The 24,073-nt window shown below is 28.2% G+C and carries 22 protein-coding genes and 1 riboswitch; of the genes, 11 read left to right on the forward strand and 11 right to left on the reverse strand.

What is annotated here, in order from left to right:
* The first annotated feature begins 4 nt into the window (after positions 1-4).
* The 6 genes from BINT_RS09150 (at position 5) to thpR (ending at position 4,454) form a co-directional block, all read left to right on the forward strand.
* Positions 5-1,156, forward strand: a complete 1,152-nt coding sequence (locus BINT_RS09150; protein ID WP_014488288.1) for a fused response regulator/phosphatase — start codon at positions 5-7, stop codon at positions 1,154-1,156.
* A 156-nt stretch (positions 1,157-1,312) separates the two neighbouring features.
* Positions 1,313-1,924 carry an acetate uptake transporter gene (locus tag BINT_RS09155; RefSeq protein WP_014488289.1) on the forward strand — a complete coding sequence of 204 codons (612 nt, stop codon included), beginning with the start codon at positions 1,313-1,315 and terminating at the stop codon, positions 1,922-1,924.
* Between the two features lie 217 nt (positions 1,925-2,141).
* Positions 2,142-2,867, forward strand: a complete 726-nt coding sequence (locus tag BINT_RS09160; protein WP_014488290.1) for a periplasmic-type flagellar collar protein FlbB — start codon at positions 2,142-2,144, stop codon at positions 2,865-2,867.
* A gap of 139 nt (positions 2,868-3,006) precedes the next feature.
* On the forward strand, positions 3,007-3,195 hold the full coding sequence (locus tag BINT_RS14835; RefSeq protein WP_014488291.1) for a hypothetical protein: 189 nt from the start codon (positions 3,007-3,009) through the stop codon (positions 3,193-3,195).
* Positions 3,196-3,263: 68 nt separating this feature from the next.
* The gene (locus BINT_RS09165; protein WP_234944312.1) at positions 3,264-3,848 is read left to right on the forward strand and encodes a hypothetical protein; all 585 of its coding nucleotides are present in this window, start codon (positions 3,264-3,266) and stop codon (positions 3,846-3,848) included.
* 75 nt (positions 3,849-3,923) lie between these two features.
* Positions 3,924-4,454: an RNA 2',3'-cyclic phosphodiesterase gene (gene thpR, locus BINT_RS09170; protein ID WP_014488293.1), complete on the forward strand. Its 531-nt coding sequence runs from the start codon at positions 3,924-3,926 to the stop codon at positions 4,452-4,454.
* 23 nt (positions 4,455-4,477) lie between these two features.
* On the opposite strand, the gene BINT_RS09175 is transcribed toward thpR, so the two are convergent.
* Entirely contained in the window at positions 4,478-5,014 is a 537-nt protein-coding gene (locus tag BINT_RS09175) for a flavin reductase family protein (protein WP_014488294.1), read from the reverse strand.
* A 165-nt stretch (positions 5,015-5,179) separates the two neighbouring features.
* Between BINT_RS09175 and BINT_RS09180 the strand changes: the two genes are divergently transcribed.
* Positions 5,180-6,637: a B12-binding domain-containing radical SAM protein gene (locus tag BINT_RS09180; protein WP_014488295.1), complete on the forward strand. Its 1,458-nt coding sequence runs from the start codon at positions 5,180-5,182 to the stop codon at positions 6,635-6,637.
* A 75-nt stretch (positions 6,638-6,712) separates the two neighbouring features.
* A complete protein-coding gene (locus tag BINT_RS09185; protein ID WP_014488296.1) occupies positions 6,713-7,270 on the forward strand; it encodes a carboxymuconolactone decarboxylase family protein in 558 nt (185 codons plus the stop codon).
* 108 nt (positions 7,271-7,378) lie between these two features.
* Here BINT_RS09185 and BINT_RS09190 read toward each other — a convergent pair whose 3' ends face one another.
* Both BINT_RS09190 and BINT_RS09195 read right to left on the reverse strand, forming a co-directional pair.
* Positions 7,379-7,894, reverse strand: coding sequence for a ferritin (locus BINT_RS09190; RefSeq protein ID WP_014488297.1), 516 nt, complete (start codon positions 7,892-7,894; stop codon positions 7,379-7,381).
* Positions 7,895-8,043: 149 nt separating this feature from the next.
* A complete protein-coding gene (locus BINT_RS09195) occupies positions 8,044-9,978 on the reverse strand; it encodes a methyl-accepting chemotaxis protein (RefSeq protein WP_041177372.1) in 1,935 nt (644 codons plus the stop codon).
* 244 nt (positions 9,979-10,222) lie between these two features.
* Here BINT_RS09195 and ilvD point away from each other — a divergent pair, with 244 nt between their 5' ends.
* The 3 genes from ilvD to BINT_RS09210 all read left to right on the forward strand — a co-directional run bounded on the left by ilvD (position 10,223) and on the right by BINT_RS09210 (position 14,322).
* Positions 10,223-11,905 (forward strand): dihydroxy-acid dehydratase, encoded by a 1,683-nt coding sequence (gene ilvD / locus BINT_RS09200; RefSeq protein ID WP_014488299.1) that lies wholly within the window; start codon positions 10,223-10,225, stop codon positions 11,903-11,905.
* A gap of 348 nt (positions 11,906-12,253) precedes the next feature.
* On the forward strand, positions 12,254-13,342 hold the full coding sequence (locus BINT_RS09205) for an iron-containing alcohol dehydrogenase family protein (RefSeq protein WP_014488300.1): 1,089 nt from the start codon (positions 12,254-12,256) through the stop codon (positions 13,340-13,342).
* Between the two features lie 41 nt (positions 13,343-13,383).
* Positions 13,384-14,322 (forward strand): bile acid:sodium symporter family protein, encoded by a 939-nt coding sequence (locus BINT_RS09210; RefSeq protein WP_041177373.1) that lies wholly within the window; start codon positions 13,384-13,386, stop codon positions 14,320-14,322.
* Between the two features lie 876 nt (positions 14,323-15,198).
* On the opposite strand, the gene thiM is transcribed toward BINT_RS09210, so the two are convergent.
* The 8 genes from thiM to BINT_RS09250 all read right to left on the reverse strand — a co-directional run bounded on the left by thiM (position 15,199) and on the right by BINT_RS09250 (position 24,054).
* Complete coding sequence (gene thiM / locus BINT_RS09215; protein ID WP_041177374.1) at positions 15,199-15,993, reverse strand: hydroxyethylthiazole kinase; 795 nt, start codon at positions 15,991-15,993, stop codon at positions 15,199-15,201.
* Positions 15,994-16,011: 18 nt separating this feature from the next.
* On the reverse strand, positions 16,012-16,803 hold the full coding sequence (locus BINT_RS09220) for a PhzF family phenazine biosynthesis protein (protein ID WP_014488303.1): 792 nt from the start codon (positions 16,801-16,803) through the stop codon (positions 16,012-16,014).
* 329 nt (positions 16,804-17,132) lie between these two features.
* Positions 17,133-18,485, reverse strand: coding sequence for a YjiH family protein (locus BINT_RS09225; protein ID WP_014488304.1), 1,353 nt, complete (start codon positions 18,483-18,485; stop codon positions 17,133-17,135).
* Between the two features lie 97 nt (positions 18,486-18,582).
* Positions 18,583-18,685, reverse strand: a riboswitch (TPP riboswitch).
* Positions 18,686-18,750: 65 nt separating this feature from the next.
* The gene (locus BINT_RS09230; RefSeq protein WP_014488305.1) at positions 18,751-19,677 is read right to left on the reverse strand and encodes a helix-turn-helix domain-containing protein; all 927 of its coding nucleotides are present in this window, start codon (positions 19,675-19,677) and stop codon (positions 18,751-18,753) included.
* Positions 19,678-19,757: 80 nt separating this feature from the next.
* Entirely contained in the window at positions 19,758-21,101 is a 1,344-nt protein-coding gene (locus BINT_RS09235; protein WP_014488306.1) for a sulfatase-like hydrolase/transferase, read from the reverse strand.
* Between the two features lie 21 nt (positions 21,102-21,122).
* On the reverse strand, positions 21,123-22,631 hold the full coding sequence (locus tag BINT_RS09240; protein ID WP_041177375.1) for a sulfatase: 1,509 nt from the start codon (positions 22,629-22,631) through the stop codon (positions 21,123-21,125).
* 6 nt (positions 22,632-22,637) lie between these two features.
* The gene (locus BINT_RS09245; RefSeq protein WP_014488308.1) at positions 22,638-23,381 is read right to left on the reverse strand and encodes an ABC transporter ATP-binding protein; all 744 of its coding nucleotides are present in this window, start codon (positions 23,379-23,381) and stop codon (positions 22,638-22,640) included.
* A gap of 22 nt (positions 23,382-23,403) precedes the next feature.
* Positions 23,404-24,054 (reverse strand): ABC transporter ATP-binding protein, encoded by a 651-nt coding sequence (locus BINT_RS09250; protein ID WP_321162743.1) that lies wholly within the window; start codon positions 24,052-24,054, stop codon positions 23,404-23,406.
* Between the last annotated feature and the right edge of the window lie 19 nt (positions 24,055-24,073).

Consider the following 24,073-nt stretch of genomic DNA (forward strand, 5'->3'; position numbering starts at 1 on the left):
TATTATGAAAAATAATATTTTAACAGAAAAAATTTTAATTGTAGATTCCAGTATAGACTATGCTAAATTTCTTCAAAACTTTTTGAAAGAATCAGGATATTTATGCTACATAGCTTTATCTTATGATGAGGCTATTACCATGTCTTATGATAAAATACCTGATTGTATATTGGTTGATTATATGCTTCCTAATGCAGGTGCATGCCGACTTTCACAGCATATAAAAAATGATAATATGTTAAAAAATATTACTATACTATTTTTGACAGCAACTAATAGTAAATCTGAATTTTTAAAAGCTTATGAATGCGGTGCTGATGGTTTTTTCTTAAAATCATTAGATACAGATATTCTATTATCAAAAGTAAAATCATATATAAGATTAAAAAAAGCTATAGAATCTAATATAATGTATATGAATATGTTAAAACAGGATATTGAATATGCATCAAAATTGCAGAAATCTATACTCTCTTATGGAAATACTTCAATACCTAAAAATGATATATCTATTTTTCATTATGCTCCTAATGAAGTATCAGGAGATTACAGCGGAATAAAGAGCATTAATGATGGTTGGTACTCTATACTTTTGGCAGATGTATCAGGACATGGTGTAGCTGCTAGTATGCTTACAATACTTATAAAATCTTTTTTTGATTCTCATATTGTAACCAATTCTCATAATACTTCTCCTGCCAATTTCATAAAGGAGTTGAATCAATTTTTTATAGAAGAAAATTTTGATAAGAATTTATTCGCTTCTGTATTTTATGCTACATATAATAATGAAACTGGAGAATTAATATGCTCATCAGCAGGCTCCCCTAAACCATTATTCAAATCCAAAGATGAAATACTTGAAATTGATGTAGGCGGTCCTTTAATAGGAATGACAGAGGATATTGAATACACTGAAACTAAAATACAATTAAATCATAATGATATATTGTTTATATTCACAGATGGTGCTTATGAAATATTTGATAAAGAAGGTAAAATGTTTGGAGATGAACTTTTAAAAAATGTATTCACAAAACATTCACATAAAGATGTTAATGTAATAAAAGACAGCATAATAAAAGAATTAAAATCATTCTCAGATAATATATTATCAGATGACATAAGTATGATAATATTAAGAAGAACTAATTAATAAAATACAAATCATACATTATTAACTAATATAAAACATATTATATCACAATATTTACATCTTTTTGTAAAAAAACAGGATTTATTTACATATTTAATTGACATGTAAAAATATTTTTCTATACTAAGTTAATAAATAGAGTATAGGAGTATTTAAATGAACAATGAAGTAAAAGTAACACAAACATTAGCAGACCCTTCGCCGTATGGTTTATTTGGTCTTGCGGTAATCACATTCGTGGCATCTACACAAAAATTAGGTCTCACTACAGGTGTATCTGGTCTTATACCTTGGGCTATATTTTTGGGTTGTATTCCTCAATTTGTAGCAGCCATTGTTGACTTTAAAAAAGACAATGTATTTGGTGCAACTGTATTCGGAGCTTTTGGAGTATTTTGGTTTGCAGTAGCATTTATTTGGCTTATATCTATGGGAGTATTTGGAGAAGCTATGAAAAGTTCTCTTGATATGAAGCAATTTGGTGTGGTATGCATAGGATATTTCTTTCTTGTAGGTGCTTTAACTTTCGGTGCTGCTGAAGCTCATAAAGTCTTATTCTTTATATTTCTTGCTGTAGATGTACTTCTTATAGCTATGGCATTAAATTATTTAGGAATAGCTCCTAAAGAAACTCAACTTATAGCTGGAATAGCTGAATTTGTTACTGCTTTAATAGGTTTTTATGGATGTGCTGCTGGAGTATTAAATAAAAACTTAGGAAGAGTAGTATTACCTGTTGGAAAGCCACTAGGAATATTCAAAAAATAGTATATATAGTATATTTTAGAAAATAAGGTCATATATAATTATTTATATATGACCTTTTTTATATGATATTTTTATGTAAATAGTAAAAAAATATGATAACTAAATATTTTATTATTACGATAATAATTATGATAACAAAATATTAGTTGACATATTATTGTTTTTTCTATATTATGTTATTATATATTTATCTATTGCAATAAGGTGATTAAAGGTTATGAAATTAAAAATAGGAATTTTGACTATAGTAAACTTAATAGCATTTATAGCACTATTATATATGTTTGATATATTTGGTGTTGTTAATTATTATACTTTAATGCGTAATAAAATAGCACCTAATGTACCGGGCTTTTTAACAAGATTCACTCAAAAACCTAGAGTAGAAGATATGACTCTTTTAGCAAGAGAAGATCTTAATAAGATGAGAGAATCATTCAATTTAAGAGAAAAAGATTTACAGGCTCAGGAATCTTTAATAGCAAGTAGAGCAATAGAATTGAATACTCAATCTGAATTAATAGAACAAGACAGACAAAATCTTTTAAATGCTTGGTCTAATTATCAGGCTACTATGGATGAATCTTCTCAGTATCAATTAGTATTGACAGATTTAGCTAATAAAATCAATAGTATGCCTCCTCAAAACTCTGTTGCATTACTTAATCAGTTGGCTGCCAATGGTTCTGATGACTTAATCATAGATGTATTATTAGAAATGGACTCTATAGCTGCTGCTGAAGGAAGAAACAGTACAACTTCTTATCTTTTAAGTTTGATGGATCCAAATGTAGCTGCTAGAATATTAGAGAAATATGAAGCAAGATCTAATCCTGGAAATAATACTGTACCTTCTTCGCCTAATGACTTCCCTAATTATTTGCCTGATCAGATGAATAATGACGCTATGCTTAATGAAGGCATAATGGATATGGGAGCATAAAACTTTATATTAAAAATAATAAGCCGTTTCTAAATATTTAGAAGCGGTTTTTTATTTTAACTTGAGTTTAAAAATCAATATTGACAAATAAAGGCTTATAGGGTATAACTTCATTTATCATCATTGGAGTTTTTTATATATGCTAAGATTAGCATTAATATTTGTTATATTATTTTCTTTTAATATTTATTCTCAGAATATTGATGATAAGCCTATGAAAATAAATAAGAATTATTTCACTGATGATGGTAATTTGAAAAACAATAGAAACTTATCCGTTTATGCTATTAGAAAATTAGATTTACAGATAAATAATTTTATGAGATGATAATATAAAAAATAATTATAGAAACAGAGTTAATGAAACAAAATATATAAATTATGGAGATTATATCTATGAAAAAAATTATATTAATATTTTTAGCAATATTTTCTTTTAATCTTTATTCTCAGAATATTGATGACAAGCCCATGAAAATAAATAAAAATTATTTCACTGATGATGGTAATTTGAAAAACAATAGAAACTTATCCGTTTATGCTATTAGAAAAATTAGATTCACAGATAAATCATCTTATGAAATGATAATATTAAAAAATAATTATTGGTATTATTACAGTCTATTTCAAATAGAGCAAAATAATAAATACAATTATATAGGAACTATAGCTTTTAAAAGTTTTAATCAAACAGAAGGACTTGTTGGAAATATAGTTTATAAAGATAATTTTTTCACTGTAGAGCATACTGTTATGTCTAATCTAAAAATGTATATAACATTCAAATATAATGATGATAAAAAAATATATTTAGATAAAGCTAGTATGATTGTAGATATTATTGATAATAGTACTATATCAAATACTAATGAAGCCAAAACAACTTCTAAGCAGGTTAATGGCAATGTAGTACCTAACAAGATTTTATACGAAGATGTTACAATGGATATGATATCAAAATTATTGAGTCTTGATTTATAATTATATTTTGTAAAAAATTATAGAAATATAATAAAAAATACAATATCAAAATCATTAAACATAGAGCTTAATAGTATGAGAGCATTTTTAGCATTAAACTTAAATAAAGAAATTAAAAATAAATATTCTAATATACTTAGAATAAATGAAAATATAGCAGAATTAAAAAAAGTATCAAAAGATAAAATGCATATAACGTTAGTATTCTTTGATAATATAAAAGAAGAGCAAATAGAATTAATAAAAAAAGAAGTGATAAACTCCTCACCTACCCCATTTAATATAAACTTTGAAAATATTTCTTACTTCACAAATAAATTCAAAGATATAAATGTAATATTCATAAAAGCAGCAAGCGAGGAATTAAAAAACTATGTCAAAACTTTAAGAAGCAATTTAGATAATATAAACAATCTTAAATACGACAAAAAAGATTTTAAATCTCATATCACATTAGCAAGAGTTAAAAAAGTTTATGATAATGAAAAATTAAAAGAAACTATTGAAGAAATAGATTTTACTTCATCATCTTTTATAGCTGATTCTATCACTTTATATTCAAGCGATTTTTATAATTATACAGAAATTTTCACTATCAATTTTTAATTAGTATAAAAATTATTATATAATTATTCTATGATGTAGCTATCAACTATCTCACCATAATAAGCTATATGATAATCTTTATTAGAACCGTAGAAACTGCTTTCAACATCTTGAGGATAAAATTGTTTCTTTATATCTTCCGGTATTTCTTTACTATCTTGCATTTGTTTATATATAACCTTACATTCAAGAGTCAAAGGAAGTTCTCTTAATCCGGGAACAGAAACTATATTAGAATCTTCCAAAGTTAAATTAAGTTCTTTTATTTTATCTGTATTAAGTCCGGATTTAGTACCGCATACTTTTATGATATTTCTATCTATATTATCAACAGGAATATTAACTGTAAACTCCGGATTTTCATCTAATAGTTTTCTTGTATATCTATTTTCTCTTATAAAGATTATAAATATATTTTTATTCCACTCTATTCCCAAACAGCCCCAAGAAACGGACATACTATTTACTTTTTCATTAGCTTTAGTTGTTATTAGAACACCTTTTTTAACTTCTTTAAGTATATGGCTTGCATAATCTAAAACATCTATTTTCTTTTTCATTTCAATTAACTCCTTAAAAATTAGATAAATTGTATAATAAATAATATAAAAAACAATGCATCAAATAAATATTTTTGAAATTTAATATTATTTACATTTTTGTCAATTAAAGTATAATTAAAAAGATAAACATAATATTTAATAATTACAAAGGCAAATTAATTTATGAATAAAATAAATAGAATATATATAGGCTATCCTCCATTTGAAAGCGACAGAGGAGTAGCATTATTATCACAGAACAGACAATTTCAATGGTTCAAGAGTCCTACATATATTTATCCTGTTGTTCCTGCAACTGCCGCCACTATGATAAAAAATGCAGGATACAATGTGGATTTCATTGATGCTATAGCTAGAAACATGACTACTAAAGAATGGCATCAATATTTAGAAGCAAATACACCTGATTTATTATTCTTTGAAGTGAAGACACCTGTTATATATAAAGCTTGGAAAATAGTTGATGATTTAAAAGAAAAATATCCTAATATGATTGTTGTTATTGCAGGCGATCATGTTACTGCTATGCCTGAAGAGACTATGAATAATTGCAAAGTTGATTATTTACTTACAGGCGGTGATTATGATTTCTTGCTATTAAATCTAATAGAATATTTAAATGGAAAAGCTCAATTAGAAAAAGGCATATACTACAGAGAATCAAACACTATAAAAAATACAGGCTTCTTTGAATTAAGACATGATTTAAAAAGCCTTCCATTTATAGACAGAGATTTAACTGAGTGGCAAAGATACGCTTATGATAACGGCAATTTTAAACGCATACCGGGAACTTATATAATGGCGGGAAGGGATTGCTGGCATCATAGATGTACTTTCTGTTCTTGGACTGGAATATATACAAATTTCCGTGCTAGAACTGCTGAAAATGTTGTTGATGAAGTGGACTTTCTTTACAACAAATACAATATAAGAGAGATAATGGACGATACAGGTTGTTTTCCAGTAAAGAAATGGCTTAATGATTTCTGTAATTATATGATAGATAAAAAGCTAAATAAAAAAGTTAATATAGACTGTAATATGCGTTTCGGTGCTTGTAATGAAGATGAATACAGACTAATGAAAAAAGCAGGATTCAGATTTTTATTATTTGGTTTAGAATCAGCAAGTCAAAATACATTGGACAGACTCATAAAAGGAAATAAAGTTGAAGAGATACTTCCTTCTTGTAAAGCAGCTTCCGATGCTGGACTTTCCCCTCATATCACAGTAATGCTTGGTTATCCTTGGGAAACTGAAGAAGATATTGAAAAAACTTATGAACTTACTAAAAAACTTCTTCTAAAAGGTTATGCTAAAACTATGCAGGCCACAATAATAATTCCGTATCCTGGTACAGAATTATTTAATCAATGTAAGAGAGAAAATTGGCTTACTACAGAAAATTGGGAAGATTATGATATGCGTACAGCTATCATGAAAACCGATGTAGGCGAAGAAAAAATAAAATCTTGGATACAAAAACTTTATAATCTTAGTTTTACTCCTCAGTTTTTAATGCATAAAGTATTATCAATTAGAGATTTAGACGATATAAAATACTATTTAAGAGCATTTAAAAAAGTATCAAAAGTGCATTTAAAAGACTTTGAATAATTTTGTTTTTATTATAAAATATATAGAACTATTAATCATAAATTTTTATTAATAAATTTAAATAAGGAGTTATTTATGGCTAGAGTTAAATTTATGGAATATGAGGAAGCTCAGGGAAAAGTAAAAGAGGCTTTCGATTATCAATTAAAAAAAAGCGGCAATGTTACAAATATGAAAAAAGCATTATTAAATGACTATGCTACTTATGAAGCATTTATGGGTTGGTATGTTTCATTCGACAGATTAGTAGAAGTTGTGGGTAAAAGAGCTGCTATGATATTGGCACATTCTGTTTCTACTACTAATGGATGTATGCTTTGTTCTTTATTCTTCATCAGAGATTTAAAAGCTATAGGAGATGATCCTAAAAATCTTAAACTTGATGAAAAAGAACAATTATTATCTCAATTAGGTATGCAAATGGTAAAAGACCCTAATGGCGTAACTGATGAACTTATGAATAATTTTAAAAAACATTTCAATGATTCTGAAATAGTTACTATAGTTGGTTTTGCTGCTCAAATGATGGCTACTAACAATTTCAATGCTGTATTAAAAATAGATTTAGATGAATCTTTGATACCTATACAAGGCGAGTTTGAAAAAGAAACTTGGAGAGCAAAAAATAATTAATATTTAAATAATTATTAAAATAAAAAACAAGGGGAATAATTCTCCTTGTTTTTTTGTCAACTTTGTAATTAATAATAATACCCATAAAACAGGTATGTATATTAAAGCTTATGAGTTATGTTCTTCAGTATCCAAATTACCTACAAACTTATCAAAAGTATAAAGATTTCTTCCTTCCAAATTTCCCAATATTTTTATTTTTTTAATTATATCATTGAATAGTTCTTCCTCTTCAAGCTGCTCTTCAACAAACCATTCTAAAAACTTCAAAGTAACATAATCTTTATTGTCCATTGCTATACCAACTAGCTTATTAATGCAAGAAGTAATATATTCTTCATGCTTAATTACTTTCTCAAATAATTCTTGAACAGAATTAAAATTACATTCAGGAGCTTTCATCTCTCCCATTATAGCCTGTCCTCCAGCTTTATTAATATACTCTCTAAACTTTTCTAAATGAGTATGTTCTTCTGCTGAATGATTATATAAAAATTTGCTGCATCCTTTAAGTCCTTGCTTTTCGCACCAGCCAGCCATATTAAAATAAAGATTTGCTGAATAATGCTCTTCATTTAAATGGTCATTTAATAATTTTACTGTTTCTTCTTTTATTATAGGCATAATAATAAACTCCTTTTTTAGATTTAACTAACATTATTTTATAACGTTCTAACATTTTTAACAATATATCTTGATTATAAAAATATCCTAATATTATATTTTTTAATATAACATTAGGATATTATAAAACATATATAACAATTATAATATTAATATTTTAACTTAAAATATTCTATAGATCTCACCAATTCATTAGCCTCACTAAGTAATGATTCGGAAGCAGAAGTAGCCTCAGTAACTAATGCTGCATTTTTCTGAACAGCAGTATCCATATTACTTATAGCTATATTGATTTGTTCTATTCCTCTTTCTTGTTCCTGAGCAGCTATATTTATTCTATCCATCAAAGATGAAGCCTTGTCCATTTTATCTGAAATTTCATCAAATATCTCTTTAGATTCTTGAACACTCTTAGCAGCTAAATTTATTTTTTCATTACTGTCTGTTATCAATGAAGTAATATTTTTTACCGATTCTTGAGTAGTTTGAGCTAGATTTCTTACCTCACTTGCCACAACCGCAAAACCTCTTCCCTGATCTCCGGCACGTGCTGCTTCTACAGATGCATTCAAAGCAAGTATATTTGTCTGGAATGCAATTCCTTCTATAAGTTTAGTAATATCCATGATTTTATTACTAGACTCATAAACATCATTCATTTTGCTTACACTATCCTCTACAATATTACCGGCTTTAACTAAATCTTCCTTAGCTTCTGATACCATATTTGTACTAGTAGATACATTTTCAGCAGATTCTTTGATAGCACTAGCCATTTGATTCATTGATGCTGCTGTCTCTTCCAAACTTGCGGCTTGAGATTCTGTTCTTTGAGATAAATCATTGTTTCCAATTAATACTTCATTTGCAGCGGTAGAAACCTGTTCTGCAGAATTTTTAACAGTATTTATTACATTGTTAAAATTCTTCATAGCTTTATCCCAGCCTCTAGCAATATCACCCCATTCATCTCTTCTCTTATCAAAATGTTTAGGTATTTCTCTAGTTAAATCACCTTCAGACATAGCCAAAATATCTTTAGATAAAGAAGATATTATACTAGATACTTTTCTTCCTATTATATATGGAATAAGCAATAATAATATTACAATTATAGAAATCAAAATTATAAGAAGAACATAGCTCATAGCAATACTATCTTTCAATACTACATTTTTTGCTGAAGCCAATTCCAAACACCAAAAAACTCCTTTAGATATCTCTATCGGTGTAAATTCATATAAAAGCTCTTCCTTAGAAACATCACTATATCCCTCTACCATTAATGGTTTACCATTTTTAATATTCTCTAAAACATTATAATCTTTATAATGAGGATATACTTCATAAACATTTTTAGATACATTATCCATATTATAACTATCATACACTACAAGTCCATTTTGATCATATAAAGCAACAGTTGTATCCTCAAATATATTAATATTTCCTAATAGAGCAACAATAGAATCAGCAAATATATCAACATAAATAACACCTATAAATTTATTGTTAGGCATTATAGGAATACATAAAGTAAATAATACCGTATCAGCATTAACTGTGGAATTATAAACCCCAGATACATATACAGACCCTGTTCTTTTAGGTTCTGTATAATAATCTACATTAAAAGTATCTATTCCTAAATATGACTCTCCGTTTCTTGATATATAATAATTAAATCTTCCATTAGCGGCTCTATATTCGGAATTGGTATAATCTGCATCATTATCTAATGCATTAGGTTCAAATGCTATTGACAAACCATTTATATCATCTGGAAGGCTATTAAAAAATACTGAAGTTAATTGTTTATATGTCGCTCTATCTCTTATTCCTCTGTTATAAATATTTTCTATATTAACTTTAAGACCCAAAACACTATATAAATGTTTTTCTATATTAAATTTTATATCATTAGCTTCTTTTAATGAGGTTTCTTCTAATATTTTATACGACAAATTTTTAGTTATCTTACCTACATACAACATAATTACAGTATTTGCTAATATAATAATTACTATAATTGGAACTAATATAATAGCTGTAATTTGAAATTTCAATCCGACTTTTTTAAACATAATAACTCCATCTAAAATTATTTTATTGAAATAAAATAATTTTTATTAAGATAATGATAAGGTCCGACAAAGAAATAAACCCTAACATTTTATACTATATAATAGAAAAATAAAAAATACAAGCGTATAAAATTTAATGATAAAAAATAAAAAAATACTTGATTTTTTATCATTCTACTAATAGAATGCATGATTATATTTTAAAAAGTTTATTTAAACAATTTTATTAAATGGAGAAATAATTATGAGTTTCAGAGAAAATAGTTCTTTAAGAAGCGACAGAGTTTTAAAAGGTGATGAAAGAGCACCAAACAGATCATTGTTCTATTCTATGGGATATACAGATGAAGAATTAAAAAGACCTCTGATTGGAATTATTTCTGCATACAGTGAAATTGTACCCGGACATATACATCTTGATAAACTTTCTCAAGCTGTTAAAGCCGGTGTATTAATAGGAGGAGGTACTCCAATACTTATACCTGCAATAGGAGTTTGCGACGGAATAGCTATGGGACACTTAGGAATGAAATATTCACTTCCTTCAAGAGAATTAATAGCTGATTCTGTTGAAAGTATGGTTATAGCTCATGGTTTAGACGGAGTAGTTCTTGTACCTAACTGCGATAAAATAGTTCCTGGTATGATAATGGGACTTTTAAGAATGAATATACCGGGAATAGTGATAAGCGGAGGAGCTATGCTTCCAGGTGATCATGGCGAGGAAAAAGTAAGTTTATCAAATATATTCGAGGCTGTAGGAGCTAAAAAAGCTAATCTTATAAATGATGCTGAATTGGAAGAATATGCTCAGCATACATGTCCTAGTTGCGGTTCTTGTGCCGGTATGTACACTGCTAATAGTATGAACTGTCTTTCTGAGGCATTAGGTATAGCTTTACCAGGAAACGGAACAATACCTGCTGTATATTCTGCTAGAACTTTACTTGCTAAGAAAGCTGGTATGCAGGTTATGGAATTATTAAAAAAAGATATAAAACCTTTAGATATAATAACTCCTGAATCTTTCAAAAATGCACTTGCTGTTGATATGGCTTTGGGATGTTCTACAAATAGTGTACTTCACTTACTTGCTATAGCTAATGAAGCAGGAATAGAATTAGACTTAAAAATCATAAATGAAGTAAGCGACCGTACTCCTAATCTTTGTCATTTAGCACCTGCCGGACATAACTATATAGAAGACTTATACAAAGCCGGCGGAATACCTGCTGTTATGAAAGAGCTTGATAAAGGCGGATTTATAAACACTTCTCTTATGACTGCTACAGGTAAAACAATAGCTGAAAATATAAAAGATGCTGTTAACAAAAATAATAATGTATTAAGAAATATAGAAAACCCTTATAGTAAAACTGGCGGTATAGCAATACTTTGGGGCAATATAGCTAAAGACGGATGTGTTGTTAAACGTTCTGCCGTTGCTGATGAAATGCTTGTACATAAAGGACCTGCTAGAGTATTCGACAGCGAAGAATCTGCAATAGCTGCTATATATGCCGGTAAAATAAATAAAGGCGATGTTGTTGTTATAAGATACGAAGGCCCAAAAGGCGGACCTGGTATGCGTGAGATGTTAAACCCTACTTCTGCACTTGCCGGTATGAAATTAGATAAAGATGTTGCTTTGATAACTGATGGAAGATTCTCAGGTGCTTCAAGAGGTGCATCTATAGGTCACGTTTCACCAGAAGCTGCAAGCGGCGGAGAAATAGCATTCATAAAAGAAAATGACATCATAAGTATAGATATACCTAATCATAAAATCAATTTAGAAATCTCTGATGAAGAAATGGAAAAAAGAAGAAAAGAGACTGCTATTAAACCTTTAGAAGAAATTAGAGGCTGGCTTGGAAGATATAGAAAACTTGTTCAGTCTGCTAATACTGGTGCTGTATTGAAATAATAATTAATAATTAAAAAATAAATTGATGTTATAGATATTATTCTTAAATACCTATAACATCAAATAAGCACTATTAATCTAATAATCTAAAAGTCATTATAAAAAATTAATATTACAGACTGCTTGAATACCTATCTTTTAAGCCAGGATAAAAATCATTTAGTTTATAGCTGATATAAGCTTGGACTAAATTTATTTTAAATAAAATTTTTTAAAGGAGAAAAATATGATTATCAAAAATTAATTTCTGAAAATAAACTTGTTTCAAGTGTTTACATAATAAATATATAAACTAAATAAAAAACAAACAACAATAATAAAAAATAATATTAATTAAAGGATAAAAAAATGAGTTTAGAAAATTTATTTCTGCCTAACTTTAGTATAGGAAGCGATGCATACAAAGATATATATGATGTATGTTCAAATTATGGAAAAAGAGCGGTTATAATATCCGGCAAAAAATCTATACAAGCATCAATAGAATCAATATTAAACAATATAAAAGATATAACCATAACAGGAATGTTCCATTACGGCGATAAATCCACTTTTGAAAATGTTGATTTACTTAAAGAAAAGAAAGCAGTAATGGAAGCTGATATGATATTCGCTGTAGGAGGCGGAAGAGCATTAGATACATCAAAAGTTTTAGCACATACTATAAATAAGCCTATATTTACATTTCCAACATTGGCTTCAAATTGTGCCGCTGTAACCAGTCTTTCTGTAGTTTATAATAATGACGGGAGCTTCAAAAAGATGTTCAGCGATAAAAGACCTCCTTTGCATACTTTTATAAATACTGATATCATATTAAATTCACCTGAAAATTATTTTAGGGCCGGTATAGGTAATGCTGTTTCTAAACAGTATGAATCATTATTCTCAACAAGAAATGAGAATTTAAATTATAAAAATTTCTTAGCAGTAGAGATAATAAAAAACTGTTCTAATGATATATTAAAACATTATTCAGAAGCTATAAACGATTTTCAAAACAAAAAAGTAACTGATGTTTTAAATAGAGTAATACTTCATATAATATATACAACAGGCTTAACTTCAGTAATGGCAAAAGATGATCATCATATATCTTTAGCACATGGCATGCATAACGGACTTACAAAAGTAAAAAGAATAGGAGACAATTTGCTTCATGGTGAATTGGTATCCTACGGCATATTATTACTTCTCACTATGGACAAACAATTTGAAGAAAGAGAAAATATTTTTAAATTCAATAAATCAATATCTCTTCCAACATGCTTAAAAGATATAGGAATAAATAAAGCTAGTTTAGAAGATGAAGAACTTAATAATGCTTTAGAAATAGCTCTTGCTGGCAAAGACTTAAATATCAGTCCGTATAAAGTTGATAAAAATATGATATTAAAGGCTATAATCGATTTAGAAGATTTCAATAATAAACAATAATAAATAATAACAAAAAATAATTTATAAAAAGGATGATAAAAATGAAAACATTAAAACAAATAAGTAATTTCTTCGGTAAGTATATGGCTGTGATAGTATTAATAGTAGCTGCTGTATCATTATTCTTTCCAAAAACAGTAAGCTTTATTAAAACAAGTTATGTTAACTATCTTCTTATGATAGTAATGTTTGGTATGGGGCTTACATTAAAGCTTGAAGATTTTAAGGTAGTATTCACAAGACCAAAAGATATAATAATAGGAGCAATAGCACAATTTACTATAATGCCTTTACTTGCTTTCCTGCTTTCTATTATTTTTAAACTTCCTCCTGAACTTGCTGTAGGAGTTATACTTGTAGGAACTTGTCCGGGAGGAACTTCATCAAATGTTATGACATACTTAGCTAAAGGCGATGTAGCTTTATCTGTGGGTATGACTTCAGTATCAACTATACTTGCACCTTTTGCAACTCCATTACTCACTTTATTATATGCAGGACAAAAAGTTGATGTTAATGCTGTGAGTATGTTTGTATCAATAGTACAGGTTGTTATACTTCCTATAGCTTTGGGCTTCATAATAAATAAATTCTTTTATAAGTTTACAAACAGCATAAAAGAAATACTTCCTTTAATATCAGTACTTGCTATTGTGGCAATAGTAGCTGCCGTTGTATCTGCAAACTCACAAAGATTAATGCAGGTTGGATATTTAGTTATAATAGTAGTTGTACTTCATAATTGTTTAGGTTATTTGCTTGGTTATTTATTAGGAAAATTATTCAGATTAAATAATGCTAAATGTAAAGCAGTATCAATAGAGGTTGGAATGCAAAACTCAGGACTCGCAACTTCACTTGCTGCAACTCATTTTGCTTCAATGGCATTAGCAACAGTACCTGGAGCAATATTTAGTGTATGGCATAATATATCTGGTTCAATAGTAGCTAATATAATGGCATCAAAAATAAAAGATTAAATTAATTATAAAAAATAAACAATGGAGTTATTTTATTAATTCCATTGTTTAAATAATATTTATGCATTAATAATTATAATCTCTAAATATTGATATATACTGAAAATTTTTAACTTTGTCAAATATTCGCCATATGGGCTTTCCTCACGGTATTGCAAATCATTATGTATAGCCAACTATACGTGCGGCTGATTACTCATTAATATACAAAAGTTAATAATTTATATTACATGTAAAACTAAATTAGTATTATTTAGTACTAATTTTTAATTGCACTTTCGCCTGCCGTATGTACACTTCATGATGCGGACTTCGTAAAAGAACCTTATATCCTCGACAAGCTCGGATACGCTTCGCGAAAAATTGCATTTCTTATCTAAAATTAAGGTATTACACTATATTTGATACATATTATTAAAATATAAAGTTTTAGCAATTGCGTTTTTTGCTACTTTTTTGTGCGACAAAAAAGTAGATAAAATTTACATAAAGTGCATTAGTTGACAAAGTTAAAAATTTTCAGTATATACCTAAACAACTACATTTTGTCAAAAATAAATTTTTTAAATTTAAAATATTTGCAGGGCTTTGCCCCGCACCCCACTTCTTTTGTTGCCACAAAGAAGCAAAAAGGCTATATTTTAGCTTAAATTAATAATCTATCTTACATACAAAACAATTTTAGTATTATTTAGTACTAATTTTATATCTTGCACTTTTTGCAACTTTTTGCGGCGGGAAAAAGTTGACTAAAAAAATGACAAACTTAAAAATTTTCAGTATTTACTAAAATAAATCATAAAAGAAAAAGCAATGGACTTAAATAATATATTCAAGCCCATTGCTTAATCAAAAAACTCCCACTATTATTTATATTTATTCCCTTACCCTATTGGCAGCATCATTGATATCAAGTTTATAAAGCTCATCTATAAAAGCAACAGAAAAACTAGCAGGCCCTTCACATTTCTTTGAAGCTTTTTCACCAGCTGAAGCCATTATGCACATAGCTGAAGAAGCGGCAATCAAAGGCTCGGCAACCGCAAGCATAGCACCTGTTATAGCAGTAGATGTACAGCCCATACCGGTATTAACAGGCATTAAAGGAGAACCTCCGCTAACATATAAAACTTTATTACCATCTGTTATAATATCAGTTTCACCGCTTATGCTTACAACTGTATTATATTCTTTGGCTAAATGCTTACCTGCCTCAAGTGCCATATTAACATTAGCTGTGCTGTCTACTCCTTTAGTTTTTATGCTCTCTCCGGCAAGCACCATTATTTCAGAAGCATTTCCTCTAACAACTTTAGGATTATAATTTTTAATCAAATCAATAGCTGTTTTAGTTCTCAATTTTGTAGCTCCTGCTCCTACTGGATCAATCACGAAAGGAACATTTTTTTTATTTGCTATTTCGCAAGCCTTATGCATAGCCTCAATAGAAACAGTAGTTAAAGTTCCAATATTAACAACAAGCGATGAAGCAATAGAAAGCATATCTTCAAACTCCTCTTTCTCGAATGTCATCACAGGAGAAGCTCCAACTGCAAGCAATGCATTAGCTGTAATTTGCATAACTACAAAATTAGTAATATTATGAACTAATGGAGATTTTGACTTCATATTTGTTATGGATTGAAATATTTCTTCTTGTAATGTACTCATTTTATAACTCCTTATAATTTAAATAAAAATCTCAGAAATACAATATAAACATGCCTTTCCGGCTATCTTTAATTTATTATTTTTAATATCGCAATATAAAACTCCTGTTCTTGGTGAAGCCTGAAATGCAGTAAAATAATCTTTATTCAATTTCTTTGAAAGCAAAGGTATAATATGACAATGTCCTGATCCGCATACATCAACCTCATCTGCATCCAATTTAGGACCGAAAGTTCTAGTTATGCTGTCATATTGATTATTCTTTTTATATTTTACATCAGATGTTATATGAAATAAAAGTCCGTCTAATTTCTTTATAATTTCTAAATTTGGTTTTGCATTTATAACCTGATTTTCATCTTCCAATACACATACAATATCGCGTCCTATATAAGCCTCTAAAGGTTTTATTCCTCCTATTGCTTCTATTATATCAGATGTAATTTCTATAGGCTTCAAATCATAATTAGGAGTATCCATTTCATATAGATCATCTTTTTTTCTAATAGTTAATATACCCTCTTTAGTATTTAAGCTCACCTCATTAGATTCTTTTTCAGCAAAATTTAATATAGCATAAGCCACAGCAAGTACAGCATGTCCGCAGAAATCTATTTCACATTTCGGAGTAAACCAATACACATCATAATTATTTCCATTCTTTATAGTGAAAACAGTTTCTGAAATATTATTCTCCATAGCAATATTTTGCATAAGTTTATGAGAAATGTTTTTTTCTAATATGCAAACTGCTGTAGGATTACCTTTAAAAACCTCATCAGCAAAAGAATCTATAATATAGTATTTCATAATTAATCTCCCACTTATTATATACTAAAAATTTTTAACTTTCTCAAATATTCGCCTATACCCATTGGGTACGCTTCGCGTAGGCTTTCCGCACGGTATTGCATACTCTTATCAAATGTCCGCTATACGTGCGGCTGATTACTCATTAATATACAAAAGTTAATAATTTATATTATATGTAAAACTAAATTAGTATTATTTAGTACTAATTTCATACTTGCACTTTCGCCTGCCGACACCTGCTTCGCAAGATGTACTTCGTATGGTTCCGCAAGAAAAAGAACAACAAAAAAATTACAAAATATAGTTGTTTAGGTATATACTAATTATCAACTAAGAAAGAAATATGCAAAAGGCACAGCGAATAACAATGAAAGTATTATTCTCTCAACCCATATTATCATCATATCTCTTATCTTTATAGGTATTCCTACAGCCAATATTACAGGTATAGGAGCAGCAAAATATAAAATCTCAGCAACGCATACCACAGCAACTACAGACTTAGCAAATTGACTAGCATACATTACAATACTTGAAGAACATGACATTTCAACTAATGTAACAGAACAAGCCTTTGCAACTATATAAGCCTCATCTCCAAGTCCTAGCAATTTAGTGATAGGTAAAAATATATAGCTTATAACATCAAACAAAGGAGTATAATTAACTATTAAAAGTCCTATAAATGTTATAGCCATAAAATTAGGCATTACTGAAATAGAAACTATAAGTCCTTCTTTCAAATTCTTAACAACACTATTTAAAACACTATCTGAATGACTGGCAACTTCAGCAGCTTCATTCAATGCCAGCTTAAAAATATTTCCTCCTTTATATATAGGTTCTTCTGCAACTTCTTTATCCATATATCCGTCGCTAGGTTTATTTCTTAATGGATAAAGTCTTACAGTTATAGCAGTTACTATAAAAGTTATTAACATAGTACCAAAAAAATATATATTCCATTTATCTATAACGCCGAACATCTTAGCAACAACTATCATAAAAGTAGTGGAAACTGTAGAAAATCCTGTAGCTATTATGCAGGCTTCTTTTTTGGAATAAAAACCTTTTTTATAAACTTTACTTGTCATTAAAAGAGCAATAGAATAACTTCCTACAAATGAAGCTATAGCATCTAAAGATGATCTTCCTGAAGTTTTCCATATAGGCTTCATTATACATCGCATAAATATACCGGCAAATGACATAAGCCCATAATCTACCAAAAATGATAAGAATATAAAACCTATACTATTAATCAATGCTATTTGAGTGAGCAGATTATAAGAAAAAAGAAGCATATTAGGTTTATGAAAATCAGCAGGTCCTAATCCAAAATATGCCATTATAATAAATGGTATTGATGTAAGTTTGATAAATGAAAATACTATTTCTGTTTTATTTTTATTCCAAGACTTATTTATAAATGGATATATTCCTCCAAACATAGTTATCAATATACCATAGTAAGGATCTACAAAAGGAATTTTTCTTATAAAACTTACTAAATGATCTATAGGTATTGATTTAACATCGCCTATTTTAATTGGTATAAATAACATAAATATACCAATAAAACTAAGTATAATAAATTTTAAATAAACTGATTTACTAAATTTAATATTAGCTAAATCATCGCTGCTTAAAACACTTTCAGAATTTGAAACATTATCCATAAAAATTTCCTTAAATATAAATTAATATTTTATAGAAACCTTAATGAAAATAATGAGTGTATAAGAATTAAAAAGAAAATAATTTTAGAAAACTTAATTTAAAATAAAAATATTTCCCTACACTGGCATTATCCAACAGGTTATAAGGGTCTAAGTTATTAAACTTACTCTCAGCCTTTTAAGCTCCCCTAATTTTTTATATATTATATAACAAAATAAAATTATTTCAATTACTATTAATGATATTTTTTAGATTTTATTATAATCAAGCACGCTTCAAAAACATCAAATTTCTTTTGGTAAACTCTATAATCTCATCTTCTGTCATCTTATCAAATCCTAATCTTTTCTCCTCCTCAAGCAATTTTAATTTTTCTTCGCGTTCCTTTTGCATTTTGATTAACTCTATTTCTTTAATCTTCTCTTCTCTTTTTATCAATTCTTCTTTACTGTAATGTCTTTTAATAGTGTTTTCTCTATCGCCTTTAATCAAATAAATTTTTAAATAACTAAGAAAATCAAGCCATATACCTGATAAGTTATCTTTATCTTTAACTTTTTTCTTAGCTAAATTAATACAGTCTTTCCAATCAAATTTCCTATCATCGAAAATTGATTTTATTTCTTCCTGTTTGTATTTAGTTTTAAAAGAATGTACTTGATATAATTTACTAGCTTTACTTCCTGTAAGAAAATTAAAAGTATTAATAAGCTCATTAACAAATGAATCAAAACTACTAGAGAGAGAATTTATATTATCTGTTTTATTTATTTTATCTGAATCATTTTTATTATCTGATTCATTTTCTTTATTATTTAAGTTATTATATTTATTATTATCTTCGACTTTTTTGTCTATACCGTCTGTAGAATTTTTACTATACCGTATAGGCATTTTTGATATACTTAATTTTTTATTTAAATATATTTTTCTTTTTTCATTATTTTGCTTACTCTTATCATAAATGCATTTTATATAATTATATTCCTCTAACTGTCTTATAGCTCTTGAAATGGTATCCTTGCTCACAGAATAAATTTCAGCAAAGTAATTATTATTAGCCCAACAGTAACCTTTATCATTAGTAAGTGCCGTTATCTCTCCGTAAATGAGTTTTGATAACGGCTTTAATCTCTTATCGTATCTTACAGCAGAAGGTATTATAGTATAATAGTTTTTATTATCTTTCATTAAATTACACCTTTAAAAACTTTATACTATATACAAAAAATATAATAGATTATAAGTTTATATTAATAATTTTTTATAAATTAATCAATAGTTACATCTAAAGATTCTATTTTTTTAATCTTATCTTTTATAATGCTCTTTAATTTATTTAGAACTTCAGTATAACTAGGATCTTTAACAACATTATTTAATTGTAAAGGATCTTTTTTCAAATCATATAATATATAACTTTGATAATTCAAACTGTCTTTATCTTTAGCAGGATTCTTATTTGGATCACAAATAGCATAAGTATATTCAGGAGTTCTTATTGCTCTGCCCACGAAACTTTCACTTATTTGTAGGAAGGCAATATTCTCATGATTATTATCTGCAATGATATTTTGTATAGCTTTTCCGTCCATATCTGCATTTTCAATACCTGCTATTTTTAATATAGTAGGAGGAAGATCTATTAAACTTACTATCTTTTCTTCTCTTTTTGAACCATTAAATGAATCGCCTTTTATGATAAGAGGAACATGAATTGCAGCATCTTCGCAGGCTCTTTTATAATCATCATATCCATTTTCAGGCAAAGTTTTATTTCTAGTTCTGAAATGAGAACCATGATCGCTTGTATATATTATAACTGTATCATCTAATAAATTTTTCTCTTCTAATTTTGCTCTTATTCTTCCAAAATTATAATCTATAGAATTACAAGCTCCTAAATAATCAGCATAATTTTCTCTTGAATCTCCATATCCTAATGCTTTAACATCTTCAGGTATTTTACAATTTCCAAACTTTTCTTTTGAATATAAAGGACCTTCATATTTATTTTTATTGTTTTGATGATGAGGCTCTAAATATGATATAAATAAGAAGAAAGGTTTATCATTACTTCTCTTATCCAAAAAATCTAAAGCATAATCAGTAACAGCATCAACTCTATATTTTTCAAACTCTACTTTATTCATATCTTTATCAAAAAAATATCCTTTGAATCCATCAGAAGTAAATTCAAGAACATCTGAAGCTACCCAATAATTTTTATATCCGCCTCTTTTTTTCTCCGGTATAGGATTGAATATATAATCTTCTTTAGAACTGTCTCCTCCCAATCCGTCAGTAGCTAAATGCCATTTACCAACATATCCTGTTTGATATCCATTGTCATTCAATAATTTTGCTATTGTAGTGATATTTTCAGGCAAAGATATAGCATTAACAAATACTCCAGCCTTTGAAGAATACAACCCTGTTTGTAAAGATGCTCTAGCAGGACCGCATACAGGCTGACATGTAAATGCATTATCAAAAATAGTGCCTTCTTTTCCTAATTTATCTAAATTAGGAGTTACATCCAATTCCTGACCATATATGCCCATTGTATCCCATCTCTGCTGATCTGAAAAAACAAATAAAATATTTTTTTTCATAGTTATATTCCTCCATAATATTTAATGCATATTTTTATATTTATTATATTCTTCTAAAATTCCTAATCTTATATACTCCTCTATAGGAGCTTCATTTTCTATCATTAGTAATACCATATTCTTAATCATTTCATTTTTTATAGAATCATCTTTTATAGGATTTTCCTGATGAGGATCATTCTCCAAATCATATAATACCCAATCCAACTCATCTATAAGAGTCATTTTTTTAGGTAAAGTTAAATATTTTATCTTCATAACCTTACAGCCTTTAGTAAAGCTGAAAGCATCATGAAGTTCAGTAGTTTTTAATTCATCTATGCTAAAGAAATTTACCATATGCATAGGCATCAAAGTATAATTATATAATTCTGTATCATTAGATCCGTCTTTCTTAAGAGCATAATCTTTCATAAGAACATATCTTCCGTCTGTAATACATATTTGATTGGCATGCATTCCAAACAAAGCATATTTTCTTACTTCATTGTCATTGTCTATAGTTTCTTTCAAAGAAAAACCCTTCATATCCTTTGTCTTTTCAATACCAAAATAATCTAATATTGTAACAGGTAAATCTATAGTCTGAACTAATGCTTTTCTTCTATTATTTATATTTTTTTCATTATGTTTTTTAGATTCATATATAAATAATGGTATATTTGATATTTCATTGTATAGCTGATGAATGTTCTTACCCCAGCAATTATGCTCGCCTAATAAAAAGCCATGATCTGTGTTAACTATCAAAACAATATCTTCTTTTGAATTATCAATATAATCTAAAAGCTTACCAAGATAATTATCGCACATAGATAATAAAGCAGCATACATATATCTGCAATGCTCTATCTCATCATTAGTTTCTTCTACTTTTGAATAGTTAGGCCAGTCAAAGTATAAATCGCCATAATTAAAATCATAATTATCTTTATACTTATCATAAGTGAAATATGGCTCATGCGGATCAAAACATTCTATTTGTAAAAACCAATTATCATTATTTATATTCTTATCCAAGAAATCAAATGCTGATTGAAATATCTTGCTTAAAGGATGATCTTTTTCATCTTCCATATATTTCCTGTTTATTTGATCTTGTTTATTAATATTGCCTAGATATTTTTTAGGTAAATCTTTGAAATTTAATACAGCCTTCCAATGATCAGCTTCCTGGCCTCTCACTATTTCCCAGCTATTATATCTATTATGATAAGTAGCTCCTCCGTCTTCCCAATAATGAAGATGATCGCTTATCAAATGTGTATATACCCCGTTTTCTTTCAATATTTCTACAGCAGAATCATCGAACGGCTCTAAAGGTCCCCAGCTTCTATGAAGAAAATTATATCTTGCTGTATGAAGTTCTCTTCTTGCCGGCATACAAGGCAAACTTCCAGCATAACAATTATCAAAAGTAACTGCTTTATCTGCTAGTCTTTGAAAGTTCGGAGTTTTAGTCCAAGTACAGCCATAAGGTTCTAAAAAATGTTTATTAAGAGAATCAAACATCAGCATTATAAGCTTCATATAATTCTACCACCATTTGATTAAATCTGTTACATAATTTCTAAGTCTTACAAATTCTTTATCTGCAATATCTCTAGGTCTAGGCATATTATTTTCTACTATTGTTTTTACTTTTGTAGGCTTATTAGTAAGAACCATAATATTCTCACCCAAATAAACAGCTTCTTCTATATTATGAGTGATAAATATAACTGTAGTTTTAGTTCTCTGCCAAAGTTTTACCAATTCATCTTCAAGTTTATATCTTAATTCTATATCTAATTGGGCATAAGGCTCATCCATAAGCAAAAGCTCAGGATACATAGCAAAAGCTCTAGCTATAACAACCCTTTGAAGCATACTGGCTGATAACTCATAAGGATAATATTTTCTAAACTTACTAAGCCCTACTATCTCGATAAATTCATCTACCCTTCTTTTCTTTTCTTCTTTAGGTATCTTTTTCACATCAAGACTAAATGCCACATTCTCCTCAACATTTCTCCAAGGCATAGTTGAATTTTCTTGAAATATATATGCTATATTATGTTTTTTCAAATTTACAGGTTCATCATCAATAAGTATCTCACCAGATGTTATATCATAAAGTTTAGTTAAGCTATTCAAGAAAGTAGTTTTTCCGCAGCCTGTAGGTCCAACGACACATAATAAATCACCTTTATTAACATTAAATGAAATATTATCTAAAACAAGCAAATCACCAAATTTTTTAACTAAATTATTAACTTTTACTTTAATTTCTTTTTCCATAAAATACAACTCTTAATAATAATTAAACTATTCTATCAGATACTAATGCAGATAATTCTTTCCTTAAACTTAAAAACTTACTATCTACATAGCTTCTAGGTCTAGGCAAATCAATAATATACTCTTTATCTATAGAAGTAGGACATTCATTTAAAACTATAATCCTGTCAGCAAGATATATAGCCTCTTCTACATTATTTGTAACGAATACTATTGTTCTTTTTTCTTTTTCCCATATTCTAATTAACTCTTCCTGCATAAGATACCTAGTTTGTGCATCCAAAGCTCCGAAAGGTTCATCCATAAGCATAACAGCAGGTTCATTGCAATAAGCCCTTGCAATACCAACTCTCTGTTTCATACCGCCTGAAATTTGAATAGGATAAGAATTTTCAAAACCTTTAAGTCCAACCAAATCTATATAGTATTGTGCTTTTTCTCTTCTTGTTTTTTTATCAACGCCTCTGATTCTAGGTCCATACTCTACATTGCCCATCACTGTATACCATGGGAATAAAGATATAGTTTGATATACTACACCTCTATCTATACCGGGACCTTTAACAGGATTATTATTAACTATAACCTCTCCGGATGTAGGCTTTTCAAGTCCGGCAATTATGTTAACAATCGTAGTCTTTCCGCATTGACCGGGACCAAAAAAGCTAAAAATTCATTCTCTTTAACTTTTA

Source organism: Brachyspira intermedia PWS/A (assembly GCF_000223215.1).
Taxonomy (GTDB): domain Bacteria; phylum Spirochaetota; class Brachyspiria; order Brachyspirales; family Brachyspiraceae; genus Brachyspira; species Brachyspira intermedia.

What these genes read in the sequence shown, in the direction of transcription:
- BINT_RS09150 (WP_014488288.1), top strand. Translation starts at nt 5, where the DNA reads ATGAAAAATAATATTTTAACAGAAAAAATTTTAATTGTAGATTCCAGT.
- BINT_RS09155 (WP_014488289.1), top strand. Translation starts at nt 1,313, where the DNA reads ATGAACAATGAAGTAAAAGTAACACAAACATTAGCAGACCCTTCGCCG.
- BINT_RS09160 (WP_014488290.1), top strand. Translation starts at nt 2,142, where the DNA reads ATGAAATTAAAAATAGGAATTTTGACTATAGTAAACTTAATAGCATTT.
- BINT_RS14835 (WP_014488291.1), top strand. Translation starts at nt 3,007, where the DNA reads ATGCTAAGATTAGCATTAATATTTGTTATATTATTTTCTTTTAATATT.
- BINT_RS09165 (WP_234944312.1), top strand. Translation starts at nt 3,264, where the DNA reads ATGAAAAAAATTATATTAATATTTTTAGCAATATTTTCTTTTAATCTT.
- thpR (WP_014488293.1), top strand. Translation starts at nt 3,924, where the DNA reads ATGAGAGCATTTTTAGCATTAAACTTAAATAAAGAAATTAAAAATAAA.
- BINT_RS09175 (WP_014488294.1), bottom strand. Translation starts at nt 5,014, where the DNA reads ATGAAAAAGAAAATAGATGTTTTAGATTATGCAAGCCATATACTTAAA.
- BINT_RS09180 (WP_014488295.1), top strand. Translation starts at nt 5,180, where the DNA reads ATGAATAAAATAAATAGAATATATATAGGCTATCCTCCATTTGAAAGC.
- BINT_RS09185 (WP_014488296.1), top strand. Translation starts at nt 6,713, where the DNA reads ATGGCTAGAGTTAAATTTATGGAATATGAGGAAGCTCAGGGAAAAGTA.
- BINT_RS09190 (WP_014488297.1), bottom strand. Translation starts at nt 7,894, where the DNA reads ATGCCTATAATAAAAGAAGAAACAGTAAAATTATTAAATGACCATTTA.
- BINT_RS09195 (WP_041177372.1), bottom strand. Translation starts at nt 9,978, where the DNA reads ATGTTTAAAAAAGTCGGATTGAAATTTCAAATTACAGCTATTATATTA.
- ilvD (WP_014488299.1), top strand. Translation starts at nt 10,223, where the DNA reads ATGAGTTTCAGAGAAAATAGTTCTTTAAGAAGCGACAGAGTTTTAAAA.
- BINT_RS09205 (WP_014488300.1), top strand. Translation starts at nt 12,254, where the DNA reads ATGAGTTTAGAAAATTTATTTCTGCCTAACTTTAGTATAGGAAGCGAT.
- BINT_RS09210 (WP_041177373.1), top strand. Translation starts at nt 13,384, where the DNA reads ATGAAAACATTAAAACAAATAAGTAATTTCTTCGGTAAGTATATGGCT.
- thiM (WP_041177374.1), bottom strand. Translation starts at nt 15,993, where the DNA reads ATGAGTACATTACAAGAAGAAATATTTCAATCCATAACAAATATGAAG.
- BINT_RS09220 (WP_014488303.1), bottom strand. Translation starts at nt 16,803, where the DNA reads ATGAAATACTATATTATAGATTCTTTTGCTGATGAGGTTTTTAAAGGT.
- BINT_RS09225 (WP_014488304.1), bottom strand. Translation starts at nt 18,485, where the DNA reads ATGGATAATGTTTCAAATTCTGAAAGTGTTTTAAGCAGCGATGATTTA.
- BINT_RS09230 (WP_014488305.1), bottom strand. Translation starts at nt 19,677, where the DNA reads ATGAAAGATAATAAAAACTATTATACTATAATACCTTCTGCTGTAAGA.
- BINT_RS09235 (WP_014488306.1), bottom strand. Translation starts at nt 21,101, where the DNA reads ATGAAAAAAAATATTTTATTTGTTTTTTCAGATCAGCAGAGATGGGAT.
- BINT_RS09240 (WP_041177375.1), bottom strand. Translation starts at nt 22,631, where the DNA reads ATGAAGCTTATAATGCTGATGTTTGATTCTCTTAATAAACATTTTTTA.
- BINT_RS09245 (WP_014488308.1), bottom strand. Translation starts at nt 23,381, where the DNA reads ATGGAAAAAGAAATTAAAGTAAAAGTTAATAATTTAGTTAAAAAATTT.